The sequence below is a fragment of the Rugamonas fusca genome, assembly GCF_014042365.1.
GTDB classification, from domain to species: Bacteria; Pseudomonadota; Gammaproteobacteria; order Burkholderiales; family Burkholderiaceae_D; genus Rugamonas; species Rugamonas fusca.
Genome location: NZ_JACEZS010000010.1, coordinates 90,976 through 111,788 on the forward strand (window position 1 = coordinate 90,976; position 20,813 = coordinate 111,788).

General features: G+C 67.0%; 16 protein-coding genes and 1 tRNA gene. 6 read left to right on the forward strand and 11 right to left on the reverse strand.

The genetic code is table 11. The features are described 5' to 3' along the window. Positions 1-2: 2 nt before the first annotated feature. The 4 genes from H3H36_RS13180 to H3H36_RS13195 are packed head-to-tail and all read right to left on the reverse strand — an operon-like array spanning position 3 to position 5,710. The gene (locus tag H3H36_RS13180) at positions 3-362 is read right to left on the reverse strand and encodes a hypothetical protein (RefSeq protein ID WP_182218248.1); all 360 of its coding nucleotides are present in this window, start codon (positions 360-362) and stop codon (positions 3-5) included. Next, a complete protein-coding gene (locus H3H36_RS13185; RefSeq protein ID WP_182218250.1) occupies positions 359-628 on the reverse strand; it encodes a hypothetical protein in 270 nt (89 codons plus the stop codon). The genes H3H36_RS13180 and H3H36_RS13185 overlap by 4 nt, the downstream gene beginning before the upstream one ends. Then, positions 625-2,739 carry a putative bifunctional diguanylate cyclase/phosphodiesterase gene (locus H3H36_RS13190; RefSeq protein WP_182218252.1) on the reverse strand — a complete coding sequence of 705 codons (2,115 nt, stop codon included), beginning with the start codon at positions 2,737-2,739 and terminating at the stop codon, positions 625-627. Before H3H36_RS13190 ends, H3H36_RS13185 begins: the two co-directional genes overlap by 4 nt. Position 2,740: 1 nt before the next feature. Beyond that, positions 2,741-5,710, reverse strand: coding sequence for a hybrid sensor histidine kinase/response regulator (locus H3H36_RS13195; protein ID WP_182218254.1), 2,970 nt, complete (start codon positions 5,708-5,710; stop codon positions 2,741-2,743). A 314-nt stretch (positions 5,711-6,024) separates the two neighbouring features. On the opposite strand from H3H36_RS13195, the gene H3H36_RS13200 reads away from it, so the two are divergent. Beyond that, positions 6,025-7,248 carry a glycosyltransferase gene (locus H3H36_RS13200; protein WP_182218256.1) on the forward strand — a complete coding sequence of 408 codons (1,224 nt, stop codon included), beginning with the start codon at positions 6,025-6,027 and terminating at the stop codon, positions 7,246-7,248. A gap of 23 nt (positions 7,249-7,271) precedes the next feature. On the opposite strand, the gene H3H36_RS13205 is transcribed toward H3H36_RS13200, so the two are convergent. The 7 genes from H3H36_RS13205 to H3H36_RS13235 form a co-directional block, all read right to left on the reverse strand. After that, positions 7,272-8,207, reverse strand: coding sequence for a PEP-CTERM sorting domain-containing protein (locus tag H3H36_RS13205; protein ID WP_182218259.1), 936 nt, complete (start codon positions 8,205-8,207; stop codon positions 7,272-7,274). A gap of 231 nt (positions 8,208-8,438) precedes the next feature. Then, positions 8,439-9,377 carry a PEP-CTERM sorting domain-containing protein gene (locus H3H36_RS13210; protein ID WP_182218261.1) on the reverse strand — a complete coding sequence of 313 codons (939 nt, stop codon included), beginning with the start codon at positions 9,375-9,377 and terminating at the stop codon, positions 8,439-8,441. Between the two features lie 175 nt (positions 9,378-9,552). Next, positions 9,553-10,227, reverse strand: coding sequence for a DapH/DapD/GlmU-related protein (locus H3H36_RS13215; RefSeq protein WP_182218263.1), 675 nt, complete (start codon positions 10,225-10,227; stop codon positions 9,553-9,555). A gap of 3 nt (positions 10,228-10,230) precedes the next feature. Further along, positions 10,231-11,331 carry a nitroreductase family protein gene (locus tag H3H36_RS13220; RefSeq protein ID WP_182218266.1) on the reverse strand — a complete coding sequence of 367 codons (1,101 nt, stop codon included), beginning with the start codon at positions 11,329-11,331 and terminating at the stop codon, positions 10,231-10,233. Continuing rightward, entirely contained in the window at positions 11,328-12,197 is an 870-nt protein-coding gene (locus H3H36_RS13225) for a ThiF family adenylyltransferase (RefSeq protein WP_182218269.1), read from the reverse strand. The genes H3H36_RS13220 and H3H36_RS13225 overlap by 4 nt, the downstream gene beginning before the upstream one ends. A gap of 159 nt (positions 12,198-12,356) precedes the next feature. Next, positions 12,357-12,557: a YbdD/YjiX family protein gene (locus H3H36_RS13230; RefSeq protein WP_182218271.1), complete on the reverse strand. Its 201-nt coding sequence runs from the start codon at positions 12,555-12,557 to the stop codon at positions 12,357-12,359. After that, positions 12,557-14,629, reverse strand: a complete 2,073-nt coding sequence (locus tag H3H36_RS13235; protein WP_182218273.1) for a carbon starvation CstA family protein — start codon at positions 14,627-14,629, stop codon at positions 12,557-12,559. The genes H3H36_RS13230 and H3H36_RS13235 overlap by 1 nt, the downstream gene beginning before the upstream one ends. 204 nt (positions 14,630-14,833) lie before the next feature. Between H3H36_RS13235 and H3H36_RS13240 the strand changes: the two genes are divergently transcribed. The 5 genes from H3H36_RS13240 to H3H36_RS13260 all read left to right on the forward strand — a co-directional run bounded on the left by H3H36_RS13240 (position 14,834) and on the right by H3H36_RS13260 (position 20,487). Continuing rightward, positions 14,834-16,186: a cache domain-containing protein gene (locus tag H3H36_RS13240; protein WP_182218274.1), complete on the forward strand. Its 1,353-nt coding sequence runs from the start codon at positions 14,834-14,836 to the stop codon at positions 16,184-16,186. Positions 16,187-16,202: 16 nt separating this feature from the next. Further along, on the forward strand, positions 16,203-16,835 hold the full coding sequence (locus tag H3H36_RS13245; protein ID WP_182218275.1) for a response regulator: 633 nt from the start codon (positions 16,203-16,205) through the stop codon (positions 16,833-16,835). Positions 16,836-17,104: 269 nt separating this feature from the next. Next, positions 17,105-18,271 carry an EAL and HDOD domain-containing protein gene (locus H3H36_RS13250; protein WP_182218276.1) on the forward strand — a complete coding sequence of 389 codons (1,167 nt, stop codon included), beginning with the start codon at positions 17,105-17,107 and terminating at the stop codon, positions 18,269-18,271. 2 nt (positions 18,272-18,273) lie between these two features. Continuing rightward, a complete protein-coding gene (locus H3H36_RS13255) occupies positions 18,274-20,325 on the forward strand; it encodes a putative bifunctional diguanylate cyclase/phosphodiesterase (protein WP_182218277.1) in 2,052 nt (683 codons plus the stop codon). A gap of 72 nt (positions 20,326-20,397) precedes the next feature. Next, positions 20,398-20,487 (forward strand) — tRNA-Ser (locus tag H3H36_RS13260). The last annotated feature ends 326 nt before the right edge of the window (positions 20,488-20,813 follow it).

The following is a 20,813-nucleotide window of genomic DNA, read 5'->3' on the forward strand; positions in this document are numbered from 1 at the left end:
CCTTAGCCGGCGGCCAGCTCCGCGAGCAGGGCACCGGCCCTGGCGGGCGCCAGCGGCTGGTGCAGCGCGGGGTTGGCGAGTTCATGGATGATCGCAGTCATCCTGTGCTCGCTGGCAGACGCGGTGGCGATGTCGTCGCGCCCCTCCACGCCGTTGGCCCAGGTTTCGACATCCGCGGGCGACAAGCCACCGGCCAGGAAGCGGCGCAGCACGGCGGCGATATGATCTTCCGTCATCACAACGGGCAGACCGTCATAGTCCCAGCCCATGGCGGCCAGCGCGGACAGGGTTGCCTGCAGCGGCAGGGTGCAGGCCAGCAGCCGCCGCACCAGTTCCAGCCGTTCATTTTCCACCGCGATCATGGGAACACGCCTCCCGCCAGTTTGTCCTTGACGTTGATGATAATCCCAAACGGATCGTAGGTGGTCTTGCTGTACTGGACCGTCACGCCGTCGGCGTCGATTTGCTTTTCATACACGGCGAACGAGCCCGTCACGCGCCCGGCAGAGGTGGCCTGGGCGGCAAGGCCACCGTTGGGCAGCGGCCGGAATTGCACGCTCGAGCGGGCGTTGGCGGGCAGCTTGCCAACCAAGCGGGCGATGTTCGCGGCCTGGGCCAGCCGGTTCATAACGTGGCCGGGCTGGCCAGCGCATACTGGTTGCGCAGCATGAGCGTGATCGATTCGGGCGGCGAAGGGTGGCCCAGGTAATAGCCCTGGGCCAGGTCGCAGCCGTAATGTTCCAGCATCACCAACTGTTCATCCGTTTCCACGCCTTCGGCCACCACCGCCATCTTCAGCCCGTGCGCCATGGCAATGATGGCGCGCGTGATGGCGGCGTTTTCTGAATCCTGCGGCAGGCCGCTGATGAAGCTCTTGTCGATCTTGAGCGCGCGCACGTCGAAGCGCTTGAGGTAGTTCATCGACGAGTAGCCGGTGCCGAAGTCGTCGATCGACAGGTACACGCCGATGCCGCGCAACTGGTCCAGCGTGATCATGGTGGCGCGCGCGTCGTCCATCAGCGTGCCTTCCGTCAGTTCCAGTTCCAGCAGGCCCGGCGCCAGGCCCGTTTCCTGCAGCGCCGTCAGTACGACCTGGGTCAGGTTGTCGTCCTTGAACTGCTTGGCCGACAGGTTGACGGCCATGCGCACCGGCTGCGGCCCCATGTCGGCCCAGCTGCGCGCCTGGGCGCAGGCCGTGCGCAGCACCCATTCGCCGATCGGCACGATCAAGCCCGTCTCCTCGGCCAGCGGGATGAACTCGGTGGGCGAGATGATGCCCCGTTCCGGATGGCGCCAGCGTACCAGCGCTTCCACGCCCACGATCTGGCCGCTGGGCACGTCGATCTGGGGCTGGTACAGCAAATACAGCTCGTGGTTCTGCAAGGCGCGGCGCAAGCCCACTTCCAGCTTGACGTGGCTCATGATCTGCATCGTCAGCGAGGAGCTGTACAGCTTGGCGTTGTTCTTGCCGCAGTTCTTGGCGTGGTACATGGCCGTGTCGGCGTACTTGAGCAGCGAGTTGCAATCCTCGCCATCCTCGGGGTAGAGCGAGATGCCGATGCTGGCCGTGACGAAGATTTCGTGCCCTTCGATCAGGAACGGCCGGCGCATCGCTTCCTTGACCCGGTGCGCCACGTTGAGCGCGTTCTCCACCCGCTCCAGGTCGGGGATCAGGATGGTGAATTCGTCGCCGCCCAGCCGGGCCAGGTTGTTGCCGTGCTGCTCGGCGCGCGACACCAGGTCGCTGGGCCGTATCGTCTCGCGCAGCCGCTCCGAGACGGCCTTCAGCAAATGGTCGCCCACGTTGTGGCCCAGCGTGTCGTTGATGCGCTTGAACGAATCGAGGTCCATGAACAGCACGGCGAACTTCTTGCCGCCGTGGCGCGAGCGGGTCAGTTCGCGTTCCAGCGTTTCCAGGAACGCTTGCCGGTTGGGGATGCCCGTCAGGCTGTCGCAATAGGCCAGGCGCCGGATCTGTTCTTCCGTGCGCTTGCGCTCGCTGATGTCGCGCACCAGGCCCAGCACTTCGTCCGGTCCCGTGGCCACCAGCCGCGCCTCGAAATGGTGGATGGCGTCGTGCCGCACCAGCTCGTAGTCGACCGAGCGTACCTGCTGCTGTTCGAGCACGGCCCGTGCCTGTTCCAGCAGGCGCTGCGCGATATCGTGCGGCAGCACGTCGCGCAGGTGGCGGCCCGCGCAGTGTTCGCTGGCGAAGCCGGCGTGGGCGTCGTGCCCCTGTTCATAATCGAGGTAATAGCCATCCTTGTCGAGGCGGAAGAAGGTGTCCGGGATGGCGGCCAGCACGGCCCGGTTCTGGGCGTCGGCGATGCGCAGGCGGGCGATGGCGTCGCTGGCGCGCAGCACGTACAGCACGCGGTGGCCGAGGATGGGCCAGTTGATGGGCTTGGAGACGAAATCGGTCGCCCCTTCCTCGTAGGCCAGGGTGACCGCTTCCAGGTCGTCGCTGCCGGTGACCATGATGATGGGCACGGCGGCTTGCGTTTCGCTGGCCCGGATCGCGCGGCACACGGCGTAGCCATCCATGGCCGGCATGTCCACGTCCAGCAGCACCAGGTCGGGCGCCATGCCGCGATAGCAGGCCAGCGCCTGGGCGCCGTCTTCCGCTTCCAGTGTGTCGAGGCCGACCTGCTCCAGCATTTCGCGCATCAGCAGGCGCATCACGGGGTCGTCGTCCGCGACCAGCACCAGGCCGCGTTTGGGGGAGAGAGGCGATGCCATATCAGGTTTCCTTTTCCAGGATGGTGTTCAGCGACTGGCGCACGGCCTGGAATTGCCGTTCCATGCCGGCCAGCATGTCGGCCGCGCCCACGGTGCTGCCGTTGCGCCCCAGTTGCTCCATCTCCTTGCACGCTTGCGCCAGCCCTTCGGCACCCACGTTGGCGCTGCTGGACTTGAGGCTGTGGGCCGCCTTGCGCAGGCTGTTGGCGTCGGTGGCGGCGATGGCCTGGCGCAGTGTCTGCAAATGGGTGGGCGTGTCGTTGACGTAGGCTTGCAGCACGCGTTCGAGCAGGGCGTTGCCGTTGCCGGGGCTGAGGGCGCGGATGTTGTCCAGGGCCTGGCGGTTGATGTTGTCGTGCGTGGCCGACGCTGTGGCGGGCACGGGCGCCGGTGGCGCGTCGGCCCGGGCCGGGAGCGCCGGCCGCTGCGGCGCTTGCAGGGCGGCGCGCGGCAACTTGAGCCAGCGCGCGATGGTCTGGCCCAGCGATTGCTGGGTGAACGGCTTGCTCAGGTAGTCGTCCATGCCGGCCGCCAGGCACGATTCGCGGTCGCCCTGCAGCGCGTTGGCCGTGATGGCGATGATGGGCAGGCTGCGCGCGCGGCCTTGCTGCTGTTCGTGGCGGCGGATTTCGGACGTGGCGGCGAAGCCATCCATGACGGGCATCTGGCAATCCATCAGCACCAGGTCGAAATGCTCGGCCTGGACTGCGCGCAGCGCTTCGGCCCCGTTGCCGGCACGGCGCACTTCCAGTCCCAATCCTTCCAGCATGGCGCTGGCCACCTCCACGTTGACCGGGTTGTCTTCGGCCAGCAGCACCTTGCGCCGCTTGCGGGCCGGGGCGGCCGTGGCGCGCGGCGGCACGGCGCTGTCGCCGGCCGCGCCCGCGGGGAGGGGCAAGGGCATGGTGGGGCGGGGCGCCGGCGTTGCGCTGGCGGGCGCGCGCAATGGCTCGGCGTGCACCGGGGCGCTGCGCAGCGCTTCGCTGCGCGTGGGCGGCGGTGGCGGCCGGGACTGGTCGGCTGCGGCGGGCGGGGCGGTGATGCAATCGTACAGGTCGCATTCGCGGGCCGGCTTGATCAGCTGGTAGGCGACGCCCGCTTCGCGCCGCTGCACGCTGTCGGCCGCCTCGCGTTCGGTGCTCAGCAGCAGCACCTTGAGGCCGGCCAGCGCCGCGTCGGCCCGGATGGTGGCCGCCAGCGCCAGGCCGCTGGTGCGCGGCAAGGCCATGTCGAGCACGGCCACGTGGTAGGGCTGGCCGCGCGCGGCGGCCTGTTGCAACCGTTCCAGGCTGGCGCCGGCGTCGCAGCTGTCGCACTGCATGTGCCAGCTCGCCAGCCGGCGCTCCAGCTCGGCGCGGCTGGCGGGATGTTCATCGACGATCAAAGCTCGGAGCCCCTGGGTGAGTTTGCGATTGAAAGCGGGATCGTCGGCATCGACGCGGCGCTTGTCAAAATTTACTGTGAACCAAAAGATGGACCCTTGCGATAGCGCATTGTCGACGCCAATTTTCCCGCCCATTAATTCGACCAGTTGTTTGGAAATGGCCAGGCCCAGCCCCGTGCCGCCATGCTTGCGGGTGGTGGAGCCGTCGGCCTGGGAGAACGAATCGAAAATGCGGCCTCGTGCTTCGCCGGACACGCCGATGCCCGTGTCGTGCACTTCGAAGCGCAAGCCCACGGCTTGGGCGTCCTCGTCCGTGACGGTCACCTTGAGCGTGATCTTGCCCGTCTCCGTGAACTTGACGGCATTGCCCAGCAGGTTGACGATGACCTGGCGCAGCCGGTTGGGGGCGCCGTACACGGCGATCGGGGTGTGCGGGGCGATCAGCAGCTCCAGCCGCAAGCCTTTGGCCTGGGCTTGCGGCCCGAACACGTTGTCTATGTCGTCGAGCAATTCGCGCAGGTTGAAATGGAGGTATTCCACCGTCAGCTTGCCCGCCTCGATCTTGGAAAAGTCCAGGATGTCGTTGATGATGACCAGCAAATGTTCACCGGAGCGCTGGACCATGTTCGTGTAGTGGCGCTGTTGCTCCGTCAGCGGGGTGGCCAGCAACAATTCCGTCATGCCCAGCACGCCGTTCATGGGCGTGCGGATCTCATGGCTCATGGTGGCCAGGAAGGCGCTCTTGGCCTGGCTGGCCGCCTCGGCCGCGTTCTTGGCCTTCTCCAGCTGCTCGGTGCGCACGCCGACCTGGCGTTCGAGCTGGTCGCGGTACTGGGCCAGCTTGGCGTCGCGGCCCTCGACCTGGGCCAACATGTTGTTGAAGCTGTCGATCAGCACGCCCAGTTCATCGTCGCGCTGGTGCTGCAGCCGGTGGGCGTAAGTCTGGCTGCTGGTGACGCGCTGGGCGGCCGCGATCAGGCTGGTGACGGGCTCGGCGATGCTGGCGCGGAAGCGGGCCGCCACCGCCAGTGCCACCGCCAGCGAGACGAGGGCCGCGGCCCCGGCCGCGCCCGCGTATTTCACGATGTCCAGCCACATGCCGCGCTGGGCCGCCTCGAGCATCACGGCGCCCACAGGCTGGCCGCCGTTGCCGACGATGGGCAGGGTCAGGCGCAGCGCCGGCGCCAACAGGGTGCCGCTCGCTTCGGCGCGCGCGGCGCCGCCCAGCCCGGCCAGGGCGGTGCTGCCCAGCGCCGGCGGGGCCGCCCTGGCATCGGCGGGAGCGACATAGCTGGCCAGCAGCGCGCCGTCGCCATCGTACAGGGCGGCCTGCACGATGTCCTGCTGGACCGCGAGCACGGCCAGCGCCGCGCTGGCGCGGTGGCGGTCGGCCGTCGTCAACGCGTCCATGCCGCTGGCGCCGATCACGGCCGCCAGTGACGCCAACTGGCGTCGCGCGCTGTCGCGGTGAGCAAGGACGGTGGTGGCCACGAACGCGGCCAATACCAACAGCAGCGCGCTGCCCGTCGACAGCACGGCGATCTTGGTCAGTTTCTGGCTCAGGCTGGAGCGTTCGCGTGTGAACATGGTGGTTTATCCAGTCGCGCTGGGGCTGGTGACACGGTGGCGCTCGGTTTGCATGGGCGGCTGGCTCAAGCGCCGCGGCGGCGGCGCGTCATGGGTGATGGGACGACGCTGGACGGTGCTACGAGGAAAAATATAAGCTTGGGCGCGTTGCGGACGTTGATCTGTATCTAATCCATGCGCGACCTTGAGCGCCTTGCGTTTTGCCAGTGGAGGCGAGGCCGGCCCGCCGCGCACCAGCCATCTGGCTCACCATTGAGCGAAGTCAAACAGCATCGAGCACCGCGCTGCAAGCTGCAAGCTGGGAGGCGGGTACCATGCAGCGCAAAAAGATCTTGTTTGTGGCCGAGGCGGTGACGCTGGCCCACGTGGGGCGGCCGCTGGCGCTGGCCGGCGCGCTCGATGCACGGCGCTATGACGTGCACTTCGCGTGCGCGCCCGGCCACGAGGCCATGCTGGCTGGCGCTGTGCTGCAATACTGGCCCATCGCCAGCATACCGGGCGCGCAATTTCTGACGGCACTGGCGGCGGGCCGTCCCGTGTATGACGAGGCTACACTGCGCCGCTACGTGGAGGACGACCGGCGGCTGCTGGCCGAGGTCCGGCCCGATCTGGTGGTTGGCGACTTCCGGCTGTCGCTGTCCGTCAGCGCCCGGCTGGCCCGCGTGCCCTACGTTACGGTGAGCAACGCCTACTGGAGTCCCTACGTGCGCCAGCACTACCGCGTACCGGCCATTCCCCTGGCCCGCCACCTGCCGCTGGCGCTGGCGAACGGTTTGTTCCGGCTGGTGCGCCCGCTGGCGTTCGCGGCGCACACGGTGCCGCTGAACCGCGTGCGGCGCCTGCATGGCCTGCCTTCGCTGGGCTGGGACTTGCGCCGCGTCTACACGGATGCCGACTGGACCGCCTATGCCGACATCCCGGAACTGTTCCCGCCGCAGGCCATGCCGCCCAGCCACCGCTATCTGGGGCCGGTCACGTGGTCGCCACCTGTCGCGTTGCCGCCGTGGTGGGACAGCTTGCCGCCAGAATTGCCGGTGGTGTATGTGACGCTGGGCAGTTCAGGCCAGGGCGCGCTGCTGCCCACCGTGCTGGCGGGCCTGGCCGGCTTGCCGTTGACCGTGATCGCCGCCACGGCGGGCAAGGCCATGCCGGCGACCGTCCCCGACAATGCGCGCGTGGCCAGCTACCTGCCCGGCGACGAGGCGGCCCGCCGGGCCAGCCTGGTCGTGTGCAATGGCGGCAGTCCCACCAGCCAGCAAGCGTTGACGGCTGCCGTGCCCGTGCTGGGCATCGCCGGCAACCTGGACCAGTTCCTGAACATGGCCGGCGTCGTGGCCGCCGGCGCCGGCGCCTTGCTGCGCGCCGACCGGCTCAGTGTTGCCGCCGTGCGGTACGCCGCGGACAGCTTGTTGAACCAGTCGCATGCGTACGGCGCGGCCGTGCGCATCGGCCAGCAATTTCGCCACTACCGGGCAGGCGAGCGGTTCGCGGCCTTGCTGGCCACCGCACTGGCGTCGCCGGCCGGGCCGCGACCTTAGAAGACGGCCGTGGCCCAAGCTGGCTATGCCGCCGGATGGCGGCGCGTGCCCAGCGCCAGGCCCGCGAAGCCCAATCCCATCAGGGCCAGCGTGGCCGGTTCCGGCACGACCGTGAAGCTGACCGAACCATCGACCTTCAGTTCCGGCACGGTGGTGGGCGCCGTGCCGTCCCACATCACGTCCGGCGTGAAGAACGATGGCACGTTGGTGGTGCCCGTTTCCTTGTTGCTGATGATGGCGCCGCTCACCACGTCGAGGAACAGGGGATTGACGTAGTCGATCATGAAGCGCGAATCGAAGGAGCCGGTGCCGATCGGGCCGGCGGCCGTGAAGCTGGCGTCGTTGAAGATCAGGTGGGCCGACAGGATCAGCGTGCCGTCGCCGTCCGTGTCACCAACGCCGGTGCAGCCGGCCGACGTGCTGCCGGTGCCGTAGCAGCGCACCGTGCCGGTGCCGTTGCCGGGCACGGCCTTGCTGTTGGGGCCGCCCACGGGCGTCAGGTTGTCGAAGTAGACGGCGAAGTTCTGGATCCCGGCGTGCAGCGGGTCCACGTCCATTGCGGCCGACTGCGTGGCCGGCATCGTGAAGTGGGCCGTGGTGGGGGTCTGGGCATCGACCAGTTCCTGGAAGCGCACCACGGTGCTCAGCTCAAAGGCTGAGTTCAGCCCGGCGGGCGTGACGATGGCGGGGATGTTGCTGTTGCTCATGGTGCCGGTGACGTTTTGCGTGCGCAGTTCCGTCACGTAGGGCGCGGCGCCGCCGGGGCCGACCGTCAGGCCGGGGACGAAGCCCGTCGCTACTGCCGTGTCGGTCACATTGGTCCACAGGTCGGCGTAGGTGGTGTAGATGCCGTTGCCTGCAGTGGACAGGCCAATGGCGGCGCCGGCCTGCGCCGTGCCGGGCAGGGCCACCGTGGCGGCGATGGCCAGGGCGCCCAGCGTGAGTGTGGTGTGTTTCATGGCGACTCCCAAGTTAAGTGAAGCACAGTCTGGAACAGGATGGTGCTGCAGGGATCCCGGACCGGGATCGTAGCCAGATCAACGCAAGTTCCAAGCCAGCTATCATTTTCATTGGCAAAACAAGGACTTGGCTTGAGCTCGGTGGAACAGGACGGGAATTTCCCCGGCTAATGTAAAAAAATCCGGCATCGACTGCCGGATCAAGGAGAAGACGGGGCAGCCTCACGTGTTTTAGCTGGCCTGTTTGCGGCGTTGGCCCAGCGCCAGGCCGGCGAAACCCAATCCCAGCAGGGCCAGCGTGGCCGGCTCGGGCACGGCGGCGAAGCTTTGCGAGGAATCGACTTTCAGGAATGGCACGCCACCCGGGTCGGGCGCCGTGCCATCCCACATGGTGGCGGGCTGGAAGAATGACGGCACATTGGTGGTGCCGGTGAACTTGTCGCGGAATATACTGGCGGTGCCGACGTCGAGGAATAATGGGTTCACATAGTCCAGTGAGAAACGCGAGTCGAACGAGCCCGTGCCGACCCCGCCGCTGGCCGTGAAACTGGCGTCGTTGAACACCAGGTGGCCGGACATGATCAGCGTGCCGTCGCCATCGGGGTCGCCGACGGCGCCGCAGCCCGCGGAGGTGATGCCGGCGCCATAGCAGCGCACCGTGCCCGCCCCGTCGCCGGGCACGGCCTTGCTGGTGCCGAGCCGGTCGAAGAACACGGCGAAGTTCTGCACCCCGGCGTGGGCCGGGTCCACGTCCATGGCGGCCGACTGGCTGCCAGGCAGGGTGAAGTGGGCCGTGGTGGGCGTCTGGGCATCGACCAGTTCCTGGAAGCGCACGATCTTGCTGAGCTCGAACGTGCTGTTCAGGCCGGCCGGCGTGACGAGGGCCGGGATATTGCTGTTGGTCATGGTGCCGACCACCATCTGGGTGCGCAATTCCGTCAGATAGGGGGCCGCGCCGCCGGGGCCCCCGACAGTCAGGCCGGGAATGAAGCCGGTGGCCAGGCCGGTGTCGGTGACGTTGGTCCACAAGTCGGCATAGGTGTCGTAGATGCCGTTGCCGGCGCTGGACAGTCCCACAAGGGGTTGGGCCATGGCGGCCGGTGCCGCCAGCGCGGCGGCCAGCGCCGTGGCCATGAGCGCGCCCGGTAGTGTGGCTCGATAGGATTTCATGACAGTCTCCAGAGGAAGTTGAACTGAGAGTCTTGCAGCAAAACCCAGTTGCCGGTTTTGTGCCTTGTTCTGAGCAAGTTCCCTGCCATCGGGTGTTTTGTGTGTTTAATCAAGGACTTGGCACGCTCGCGCCGATGCGCCTGCCTGCGCAACTGTCAAGAACGCCGACAGGCCGCTAGGCCGCGCCGCCCGGTCCTTTCAAGCGCCGGGCCGGCACGCCGCCCCACACTTCGCCGGCGCCGATCTGGCTATCCTTGACCACGACGGCCCCGGCCGAGACGATGGCGCCGTCGCCGATCGCCACGCCCGCCATCACGACGGCGGTGGCGCCGATGGTGGCGCCGTCGCCTATCGTGACGGCCTTCAGTTCCATGCGCTCGCCTTCGATCACGTGGGCGAAAATCACGGCGTCATGGCCGATGATGGTGTTGGCGCCGATGCGCGTCAGTGGCGGATCGAGCAACACGCCGGCGCTGTAGGTGTTGGCGCCCAGCCGCGCACCCAGCGCCAGGTACACCAGGCGCAGCAGCGGCACGGGCAGGAAGTGGGTGCGGATCAGCGCGTTAAACAGCATCAGGTAGAACAGGATGTTGACGTTGGCCACGAACTCATCGCGCGAGCCGGGCGCCACCGGGCCTTCGCGCAGCGGCATGGCCAGCAGGAACAGCCGGTACACGAGGAAGGCCCACAGGTAGCTCAGCAGCACGCCGGCCAGCAGCAGCAGCACGCCGCGAAAATCACCGAGCGGCAGGTGGCCCAGCAACAGCGCCGTGCTGCCCACGCCGGCCAGCACGATCACGGCCAGCAACGACAGGAAACAGGCGATTTCGCCTGGTTTGATGGCGCGCATGGCTCACTCCCGGGCCGGCGCCGCCGGCACGATCAGCGTGTCCAGCGGCAGCCGTAGCGAGCGCGACCGGGGCGCGGCGCCGGCGCCGATGCGGCCCATGAACACGGCATGGTCGAACTCGTGCTGGCCGATCACCCGTTGGGCCTGTTCGGCGAGCGCGCGGGCCCGCGCCTGCATGCCGGGCGCGCGCGAGAACGGCCGGCTCTCGCGCACGTAGCGGGCGAAGATCAGCGGCGTCAGTTCCGGCTGCAGTTGCAGGCCGGCGTGGGCCGCCGCCAGCCAGAAGCGCTGCATGGCGCGCCCGGCGGCCACGTAGTCGTCCGTCGATTGCGGCCGCGGGGCAGTCTCGGCCACCAGCACGAAGTGGGCGGCGCAGGCCAGCGCGGGCAGCAGGTCCATCTGCAGCCGTGGCGCCACCGTGCCGGCCAGCCAGGTATTGAAGAAGGCCACGCGGTCCCAGCTTTGCATGACCCACTGCATCACGCGCGCCGTCAGCGGATCGACGCCCAGCGCTTGTTCCGGGATGCGGTCGTTGCTGTAGCGGGCTTTCCATTCGATCACGGCGCGGTGCACCTGGTGCGCTTCGGGCATGGTCAGGCGCAGGCCGGCGTTGCGATACAGCAGCCTGGCCATGGCCCAGCGCTGGGCCCAGCTGTCCAACCACAGCACGCGGTAGCCGGCCGGCAAGGCCGCTTGCAGGGCCTGGCGTTCGACCGGCGTCAGCGCGCGCGTGCTCAGCGGGCGGCGCTGCACGCTGCGGTGCTCGATGGCCAGCGCCAGCGGGTCCGGTTCGGCCCCCGGCCTGCTGGTGAACGCGACGTCGAACGTGGGCTGGTTGTCGGGCAGGCCGGGGCGGCGCCGCGCCTGCATGGACAGGCGGAACAGGCTGGCCGCGCAGGCCATGGTTTCCAGCAGGGCGCCCAGCGAGATCTGGCTGGGATGGCCGTCGAGGTCGTAGACGCAATGGTCGCGCGTGTCGAAGCCGTGCACGACCAGGTGGCGGGCGTCGACGATTTCAAAGCGCCACGGCTGCGTGTTGTCGCCGCTGGGCGCCCAGCGGGCCAGGTCGAGTATGTGTGCCAGCGTGGGGTCGAGCGTGCTCATGGCCGACCTCCCGGCAGGCCCCGTTTGGCCATCAGCATGGCCAGCCGTTGCAGTGGATGGCGGTTGCCGCCGGGACGCCAGGTGCGCACCAGCCGGTTGCGGTAGGCGTCGAATTGCCAGCCGTGCGGGGCGGCCAGCACGGGCCCGCGCCCCAGCAGGATCTTGAGCGCCTCGGTGGCGGCCGCGCCCGCGCACAATTGGCAAGCCATGATGGTGGACGGGCCGCGCCGCTGGGCCAGGTTGATGCTGGACGGGTCCATCAGGTAAGCCCGGTGCAGGCCGGCCGGCGCCAGGCCGACGAGAAAACGCAGGGCTTTTTCCGTGTCGCTGCGCTGGCCCCAGCAGAAGTAGTCCTCGAACGTCATGCGGCCCGGCAGGAAGGTCAGCACGGCCGTGCCCATGCCCAGCGGCGCGGCCGTGACGGCCGGCACCCGCAGCCGGGCACAGGCCGCGAACGTGGCCTGGCGCGCCGCGAAGGCGAAGAAGTCGAGGCCGTCCACGTACAGGTCCACGCCGTCGAGGAAGGCGGCCAGGTTGTCCTCGTGCACGCCGTTGGGAAAGCGCGTGAGCGCCAGCTTGGGGTTGATGTCGCGCGCCATGGCGGCCAGCACGTCCACCTTGGGCTGGCCCAGCGTGGACATGGCGGCGCCGGCCTGGCGGTTGAAGTTGGCCAGGTCGAACTGGTCGAAGTCGGCGACGTGGAACGCGCCCACGCCCAGCCGCGCCAGCGTCAGCAGGTGGATGCCGCCCACGCCGCCCATGCCGGCGATGGCGATGCGCTTGTTGCGCAGCACGGATTGCTCGGCCGGTGTGACCCAGCCCAGGTTGCGGGAGAATGCTTCCTGGTACGAAAAAGTATCGCTCATGTCGCCCTCATGGTTGGCAAAGGCTTGCGCGTCGAGTCCGGTTGCCCGGCTCAACACTGTTAGACCATGAGGCCCAAAAAAAAGTTCCGCACGGCCGGCAAGGGCGGTGCGGAACAAAGGCAGAAGCAGGAGACAGCTCAGCAGCCGATCAGTAGTCGATCAGCAACACCCGCCGCGCTTGCCGGCCCCGCCGTAGCGGGCTTCCTGGCGTTCGCGGAAAAATTCCTCGTAGCTCATCATCGGTTCGCCCGGGTGGGTCGCTTCCCGGTGCGACACGTAGGTATCGTATTCGGGCAGGCCCACCATCAGGCGCACGCTCTGGCCCAGGTAGCGGCCGGCCTTGACCAGTTCGACTAACATCACTGCACCGTCGGCATCAGCACCAGCGGGCTCTCCTGGGTGCTGGGCTGGGCGTTGGCGCGGGCCGCCAGCACGGTGCGCACGCCGAACACGAGCACGGCCAGCACCACCACCATGAAAAAGCCGGCCAGCGAGGCGTCCAGGTAATCGTTGAAGATCACCTGCTGCATCTGCGCGATCGACTTGGCCGGCGCCAGCAGCTTGCCGTCATCGAGCGCGCCCTGGTACTTGGCGGCGTGGGCCAGGAAGCCGACCTTGACGTTGGCGTCGAAGATCTTCTGCCAGCCGGCCGTCAGCGTGCACAGCAGCAGCCAGGCCGTGGGCGCCAGGGTGACCCAGGCGTACTGGCCCCGTTTCATCTTGAACAGCACGCAGGTGCCCAGGATCAGCGCGATCGCGGCCAGCATCTGGTTGGCGATGCCGAACAGCGGCCACAGCGTGTTGATGCCGCCCAGCGGATCGACCACGCCCTGGTACAGGAAGTAGCCCCAGGCCGCCACGCACAGGCCGGTGGCCAGCAGGTTGGCATACACGTTTTCCGTCTTCTTCATGGCCGGCACGAAAGCGCCCAGCAAGTCCTGCAGCATGAAGCGGCCGGCGCGGGTGCCCGCGTCCACGGCGGTGAGGATGAACAGCGCCTCGAACAGGATGGCGAAGTGGTACCAGAACGCCATCATGGTCTTGCCGCCCATCACGCCCGACAGGATGTTGGCCATGCCGACCGCCAGCGTCGGTGCGCCGCCGGCGCGCGAGATGATGGACAGTTCGCCCACGTCCTTGGCGGTCTGGGTCAGCATGTCCGGCGTGATGGCGAAGCCCCATTGCGACACGGCATGGGCGGCCGTCTCAGCCGAGGTGCCGATCAGCGCGGCCGGGCTGTTCATGGCGAAGTACACGCCCGGCTCGATGGTGGAGGCGGCCACCAGGGCCATGATGGCGACGAACGATTCCATCAGCATGGCGCCATAGCCGATGAAGCGGGCATGGCGTTCATTCTCGATCATCTTGGGCGTGGTGCCGGAGGCGATCAGCGCGTGGAAGCCGGACACGGCGCCGCAGGCGATGGTGATGAACAGGAACGGGAACAGGCTGCCCGCCCACACCGGGCCGGTGCCGTCGATGAACTTGGTCATGGCCGGCATCTTCAGGTAGGGCGACACCAGCACGATGCCGAGCGCCAGGCCGACGATGGTGCCGATCTTGAGGAAGGTCGACAGGTAGTCGCGCGGCGCCAGCAGCAGCCACACGGGCAACACGGAGGCGATGAAGCCGTAGCCGATCAGCATCCACGTCAGTTCGGTGCCGGTGAAGGTGAACATGGGCGCCAGCGCCGGATTGCCCTGCACGTACTGGCCGCCGAAGATGGCGCCCATCAGCAGGATGAAGCCGATCACGGAAATCTCGCCGATGCGGCCCACGCGGATATAGCGTGAGTACACGCCCATGAACAGGGCGATGGGGATGGTGGCCATCACGGTGAAGCTGCCCCACGGCGAATTGGTGAGCGCCTTGACCACGATCAGGGCCAGCACGGCCAGGATGATGACCATGATCATGAAGGTACCCAGCAGCGCGATCATGCCGGGCACCTGGCCCAGTTCGGACTTGATCAGGTCGCCCAGCGAGCGGCCGTCGCGGCGCATGGAGATGAACAGCACGATGAAGTCCTGCACGGCGCCGGCGAACACGACGCCGGCCAGGATCCACAGCATGCCGGGCAGGTAGCCCATCTGCGCGGCCAGCACCGGGCCGACCAGCGGGCCGGCGCCGGCGATGGCGGCGAAGTGGTGGCCAAACAGCACGTACTTGTTGGTCGGTACGTGGTCGAGGCCATCGTTGTGCTTGTTGGCCGGCGTCATGCGGCGGCCATCGAGGCCCAGCACCTTGTCGGCGATGAACAGGCTGTAGAAGCGGTAAGCGATCAGGTAGACGCAGACGGCGGCGATGACGATCCAGATGGCGCTGATCGTTTCGCCCCGCTTGAGGCCAATGACGCCCAGCGCGCAGGCGCCGGCCAGGGACAGGGCGGTCCAGCCCAGCCGGCTCATGAGCCGGTTCGGTGTGTGTTGCATACTTCCCTCCAGAGAATGTGGAACGCTGCGTTGTGCGCCTGCCCGGCGTGATGTTTTGGCATGCCCGCAGCTTATGGATAGTATTCAGGATCACAATATCTGGAACAAGCGCAGCACTACGCAGCTGCGCTACGTGGAACTACGTAGGGTTTGCTGGCCCGTCCGGCGTAGAATGCGGCACGGAACCTTCTTGGTGGACGCGACATGAAACTGCGGCAAAAAGTCATCTTCCTGGCCATTACGCCGCTGATCCTGGCGTTGTGCGCCATTGCGCTGGCCGTGCGCCACCAGGCCAGCGCGCTGGCCCAGCAGCAGCGCGACACCATCCAGCAAGCCTATTTGGCCAGCAAGGAAGCCGAACTGAAGCACTACGTGGCGCTGGCCCAGCATTCGATCGCCCACCTGGCCGGGCGCGGCGACGCGGCCGCGCTGGACGAGGCCAAGCGCATCCTGTCCTCGCTCAGCTATGGCGACGATGGCTATTTCTTTTTGTACGACATGCAGGGCATGGCCTTGATGCACCCGCGCCAGCCGGAGCTGGTGGGCCAGAATCTGTTCCAGTTGCGCGACGAGCAGGGCAATCCCACCATCCAGCGCCTGCTGGAACGGGCCAAGGCCGGTGGCGGGCTGGTGCGCTATTCCTGGGTCAAGCCATCGAGCCACAAGGCCGCGCCCAAGCTGGGCTACGTGGTGGCGCTGCCGGACTGGGGCTGGATGCTGGGCACCGGCATCTACCTGGACGACGTGGACCAGGCGCTGGCCCGCATCGATGCCCAGCAGTCGGCCAACATCGGCAACACCATGCTGTGGATCGCCGCCATCGCCATCGCCGCCGCGCTGGTGGTGGGCGGCTCCGGGCTGGCGCTCAACATCAGCGAATCGCGGGTGGCCGACGCCAAGCTCAAGGTGCTGGCCCAGCGCGTGGTGGAATCGCAGGAGGAGGAGCGGGCCCGGCTGTCGCGCGATCTGCACGATGGCATCAGCCAGTGGCTGGTGTCGATCAAGCTGCAGATCGAGGCCGGCATCATCCGCCTGGGCGGCGACGCGGCCCAGCGCCAGGCGGCCCAGGCCGTGTTCGAGCACACGGCCGAACAACTGAACAACGTGCTGGGCGAAGTGCGGCGCATCTCGCACAACCTGCGCCCGGCCATCCTCGACGACCTGGGCCTGGCCGCCGCGCTCGACCACCTGGCCCATGAAGTGACGCTCAGCAGCGCCATCCCCGTCCATTTCGTGGCCGACGGCGCCACCGACGATTTGCCCGACGTGGCCAACACGGTGCTGTTCCGCGTGGCCCAGGAAGCGCTGACCAACATCGGCCGCCACGCGGGCGCGCGCCGCATCGATATCGGCCTGCAAGGCGATGGCAGCGGCGTCACGCTCACCATCCGCGACGACGGCGTGGGCTTCGACGCGGACAGTATCGCCCTCCATCCCCAGCACGGAATCGGATTGCGCAATATGATGGAGCGCATGGAAGCGATCGGCGGCCAGTTCGCCATCGATTCGTCGCCGGCCGGCACGCTGGTGACGGCGCGGGCCTTGAATAATAGTTGAGTACTCAATCAATCGCATGAACGATGTCATCAAAATTCTGTTAGTCGACGACCATCCGCTGGTGCGCGATGGCTTGCGGGCCCGGCTCGAGGCCATGCCCCAGTTCCAGGTGGTGGCCGAGGCGGGCGGGGCGGCCGAGGCGCTGGAGCAGGCCGGGCTGTACCATCCCGACCTGGTGCTGATGGACATCAACATGCGCGGCAGCAATGGCATCGAGGCCACGGCCCAGTTCCGGCAAGCTTATCCGGCCATCGCCGTGCTGGTGCTGTCCATGCACGACAAGCTTGAATACGTGACCCAGGCCATGCAGGCCGGCGCCCGCGGCTACGTGCTCAAGGATGCGCCGGGCAAGGATATCGTGGTGGCCATCGAGACGGTCATGTCGGGCGGCATCTACTACAGCGCCGGCCTGGCGCGCCAGCTGGCCAAGGGGCCAGCCCAGGATGACCAGCTGACGGTGCGCGAGCATGAAGTGCTGCGCCACATCGCCAACGGCGAATCGAACAAGCAGATCGCCCGCGCGCTGGACTTGAGCGTGCGCACGGTGGAAACCCACCGCCTCAACATCAAGCGCAAACTGGGCATCGAAGGGCAGGCCGAGTTGATCCGGTTCGCCGTCCAGCATGCCCAGTTCGGACGCGGGGGCTAGTGCCGGCCGGTGCGGCGAACTGGTCTGTGGTGAAAAAGTTGAAGGCCGCTACTAAACCCATTGCGCATTGTTCAACTGTGTCCGGCGGGCGCGCCAATATCTGCTATATTCCCGTTCCCACCAGGGAAAATTGTTACTTGCAAAAAATAAAACGTTGTGCGCGTAACGCTTGGTCAGGCCACGGTTTTGTTGGATAGGTTGCCCAGCAATTGATTGCTCTCCAACAATACTTGGACTAAGATAACGCGCACGACCCAACCGAGATTCCGATGTCCGTGCCTCAACCCAGTCTGTTTCCGCTCGTGCGCCTGCATGCCGTGTCCAATGCTCATAACGAGTGGGTGGCACTGGCCTTCGAATGGTCGGCCGGCACGGACAATGTGCTGCAGGCCGCGCTGACCCTGCTCAACTATCCCGACGCGCTGAGCGCGCTGGCGCCGCTCGACTGCATCCTGCCGCTGCCCGATCCGCGCGTGCTGGAAGCGAACCATCTGGCGTCCTTGCCTGCGCACCGCGTGATCCTGCGCGTGCCGGCCGTGGCCTTGCTCGATGAAGCCATGCAAAAGAAGTGTGGCGCGCTGGCCGAAGCCGGCTACCGCATCATGGTCGATGGCGTGGCCGGCCCGGCCGCCACCAAGGCCGGTGCGCGCGCGCTGCAGTTCAACTGCGCGGCCGAACTGCCGCCCGCCTTGTCGCTGGTGGCGCAGCCGGGGCCGCACCTGGCCAGCCACGTCGACAGTCAACAACGCCAGGCCGAATGCCGCGCGGCCGGATTCAGCTGGTTCATGGGCGACTTCGCGCGCCACCCGGCCGAGGACTCCGCCAGTGGCGACGGCACCTCGCGCAAGCGCCTGCTGGCGCTGCTGGGCATGCTGGCGCGCGACGCCGATTCGCGCGAACTGGAGCAACTGCTCAAGCAAGACCCGGCCCTGTCCTACCACCTGCTCAAGCTGGTGAATTCGGCCGCCTTCGCGCTCAGCACCCCGATCCATAGTTTCGGCCAGGCCATCAACGTGCTGGGCCGGCGCCAGCTGCAGCGCTGGCTGCAACTGTTGCTGTACGCGCGCCAGCAGGACGAAGGCGGCGTCAACCCCTTGCTGCCGCTGGCGGCCGTGCGCGCCTCGCAAATGGAAACGCTGAGCAAGGCCCGAGGCGGCGACCGCGACCAGCAGGACATGGCCTTCGTGGCCGGCGTGTTCTCGCTGCTCGACGTACTGCTGGGCATGCCCATGGCCGACATCGTCAGCGCCCTGAACCTGGACCTGGACGTGGTGCGCGCGCTGCTCGAGCGCACCGGCCCGCTCGGTGAACTGCTGACCCTGGCCGAACAGGCCGAGCCCGCCGCGCTGGACGCGGCCGGCATCGATCACGAAACCTATTGGCAAGGCCAGTTACAGGCCTATCACTGGGCGATCCAGGTGAGCAGGAACTTATAGCCATGCTGGCCCATCCCGTCTCCAACTTCCTGCACCACAGCGCCGCCCTCTGCGACGCGGTATTGCGTTTGCGGGGCCAGGCATTGGCAGAGGAGCTGGGACGCATCGCACGCGAAGTGCTCAACAGCCCAGCGGGCTACTACCTGCCGGCCGACGAGCAGGCCGGCGAGGGCGGCGCCCCGGTCAGCGGGCTGGTGCAGGAAGTACGCTTCGAACACCAGTTGTTCGGCCGCTTTGTGGTGAGCGGGCGCGACGGCTACAGCGCGCTCGATGAACAGCACCTGGCCAGCCTGGCCAGCCTGGCTGGCAGCGTGCTGCAAGTGCATTCGCTGGCGCAGCGCTCGACCCATGCCTACGTGCAGGTGGAAGCCCAGTTGCAACACCAGTCGCAGATTCTGGACCAGATGCACGAATCCGTGCTGACGATGGACTTGAACGGTTTCATCACCAGCTGGAACAAGGGTGCCGAGCGGCTGTTCGGCTACAGCGCCGTGGAAGCCGTGGGCCGCAACATCCTGTTCCTGTACGACGACGAAGACACCGGCTTCCGCGACGCTTTCCTGGAGCAGGGCGGGCGCCTGATGGAAGTGCGGCGCAAGAAGAAGAACGGCGAAGTGTTCTGGGCCAGCCTGTCCCTGTCGCCGCTGTGCGACATCAACGACCGCTCGATCGGCCTGATCGCCTACCTGACCGACATCACCGAGCGCAAGCTGGCCGAGGAACGCATCCACCACCTGGCCTATTACGACGCGCTCACGGGCCTGCCCAACCGCAGCCTGCTCACCAAGCTGGTGGACCAGGCGCTGACGGTGGCCCAGCGCAGCAAGCTGCAGGGTTGCGTCCTGTTCATCGACCTCAACCGATTCAAGCTGATCAACGACACCCTGGGCCGGCACGCCGGCGACGAGTTGTTGCGCGAAGCGGCGCGCCGGTTCCGCGGCGTGCTGCGCGACCAGGATCTGGTGGCGCGGCTCGGCGGCGACGAATTCGCCGTCGGCCTGTTCGACATCAGCCAGCACTACGAAGCGAGCATGGTGGCGCACAAGCTGCTGACGGCGCTCAGTGCGCCGTTCCTGATCGACGGCCATGACTTGCGGGTCGGCGGCAGCATCGGCATCAGTGTCTATCCGCAGGACGGCGCCGACGCGGAAACCCTGCTGCGGCTGGCCGACATCGCCATGTACCGCGCCAAGCAGCAGGGCGACGCCGATGGCGACCACGTGGCGTTCTACAGCCAGGACATGAACCAGGGCATGCAGGAGCGCATGCGCATCGAAACGGGGCTGCGGCATGCGCTGGGCAATGGGCAATTGCTGCTCCATTACCAGCCCAAGTTCTCGATCAGCACGGGCAAGATCATCGGCGCCGAAGCGCTGGTGCGCTGGCACCATCCGGAACGGGGGCTGGTGCCGCCGGCCGAATTCATCCCGCTGGCCGAGGCCACGGGGCTGGTGGTGCAAGTCGGCGAATGGGTGCTGGAAGCGGCGTGCGCGCAGGCGCAGAAGTGGAAAGAGGCGGGCTTGCCGCCGATCCGGCTGGCCGTCAATGTGTCGGCGCGCGAATTCACCTCGGCCCTGCCGGGGCGGGTGACGGAGACGCTCAAGCGCTATGGGCTGGAGCCATCGTGGCTGGAGCTGGAGATCACGGAAAGCACGCTGATGCACAACATTGACCGTGTGATCGGCATCATGGACCGGATTACGGCGCTGGGTGTGACCTTGTCGCTCGATGATTTCGGGACCGGGTATTCGAGTTTGTCCTACCTGAAGCGCTTCCCCATCGATACGCTCAAGATCGATCGTTCGTTCACCACGGGCATTCCCGCCGATGCGAATGATTGCGCGATCGCCAGCACCATCATCAGCATCGCCCAGCAGCTCAAGCACAAGGTGATCGCCGAGGGCGTGGAAACGGTGGAGCAGCTGGCTTTCCTCAAATCGTCGGGTTGCGACGAGGTGCAGGGGTATCTGTTCTCGCAGCCCTTGCCGGCGGCGCAGTTCGAGCAGGCGCTGCGTGATAACTGGCGGCCGGCGCAGGCGGATAAGGCGGCCTGAGGCGGCCTGAGGCGGTCGATGGGCGGGATTAGCTGGCAAGGTAGCGCTGATTCTGTATAATGCTGCCACTCAGGAAGCGTGGCCGAGCGGTTGAAGGCAGCAGTCTTGAAAACTGCCGACGGGGAGACCCGTTCGTGAGTTCGAATCTCACCGCTTCCGCCATAACAAGAGGGAAGAAAATGAAGTTGTTTGGCCTACCCCCCAAACAGCCCCTCAAAACCGATGATACTGAATGAGATAGTTGATCGGTTAGTTTCAAGCAGATGGCCCGCTAACTAGCGGGCTTTTTGTTTTCTAGAGGTAGGTGTTGACGATGACGATCTATTTGTCCATGCGCTGCAGCATGAGACGATGGCCGCGGGCGAAAATCCACAGTCCCCGTCGGCGCTCCTGATGCGGCTGCCGTCATTGTTGGCGTAATAGCGACGCTTCTTGTCCTGCACTGCGCAGTCATTCCGTTCAGGATGGAGGAAGTCCGGGTAATGGCT

Coding starts and splice junctions, on each gene's coding strand:
- H3H36_RS13180 (WP_182218248.1), bottom strand. CDS start 362: ATGATCGCGGTGGAAAATGAACGGCTGGAACTGGTGCGGCGGCTGCTG.
- H3H36_RS13220 (WP_182218266.1), bottom strand. CDS start 11,331: ATGAGCACGCTCGACCCCACGCTGGCACACATACTCGACCTGGCCCGC.
- H3H36_RS13200 (WP_182218256.1), top strand. CDS start 6,025: ATGCAGCGCAAAAAGATCTTGTTTGTGGCCGAGGCGGTGACGCTGGCC.
- H3H36_RS13250 (WP_182218276.1), top strand. CDS start 17,105: ATGTCCGTGCCTCAACCCAGTCTGTTTCCGCTCGTGCGCCTGCATGCC.
- H3H36_RS13235 (WP_182218273.1), bottom strand. CDS start 14,629: ATGCAACACACACCGAACCGGCTCATGAGCCGGCTGGGCTGGACCGCC.
- H3H36_RS13225 (WP_182218269.1), bottom strand. CDS start 12,197: ATGAGCGATACTTTTTCGTACCAGGAAGCATTCTCCCGCAACCTGGGC.
- H3H36_RS13215 (WP_182218263.1), bottom strand. CDS start 10,227: ATGCGCGCCATCAAACCAGGCGAAATCGCCTGTTTCCTGTCGTTGCTG.
- H3H36_RS13245 (WP_182218275.1), top strand. CDS start 16,203: ATGAACGATGTCATCAAAATTCTGTTAGTCGACGACCATCCGCTGGTG.
- H3H36_RS13190 (WP_182218252.1), bottom strand. CDS start 2,739: ATGGCATCGCCTCTCTCCCCCAAACGCGGCCTGGTGCTGGTCGCGGAC.
- H3H36_RS13230 (WP_182218271.1), bottom strand. CDS start 12,557: ATGTTAGTCGAACTGGTCAAGGCCGGCCGCTACCTGGGCCAGAGCGTG.
- H3H36_RS13240 (WP_182218274.1), top strand. CDS start 14,834: ATGAAACTGCGGCAAAAAGTCATCTTCCTGGCCATTACGCCGCTGATC.
- H3H36_RS13205 (WP_182218259.1), bottom strand. CDS start 8,207: ATGAAACACACCACACTCACGCTGGGCGCCCTGGCCATCGCCGCCACG.
- H3H36_RS13185 (WP_182218250.1), bottom strand. CDS start 628: ATGAACCGGCTGGCCCAGGCCGCGAACATCGCCCGCTTGGTTGGCAAG.
- H3H36_RS13195 (WP_182218254.1), bottom strand. CDS start 5,710: ATGTTCACACGCGAACGCTCCAGCCTGAGCCAGAAACTGACCAAGATC.
- H3H36_RS13255 (WP_182218277.1), top strand. CDS start 18,274: ATGCTGGCCCATCCCGTCTCCAACTTCCTGCACCACAGCGCCGCCCTC.
- H3H36_RS13210 (WP_182218261.1), bottom strand. CDS start 9,377: ATGAAATCCTATCGAGCCACACTACCGGGCGCGCTCATGGCCACGGCG.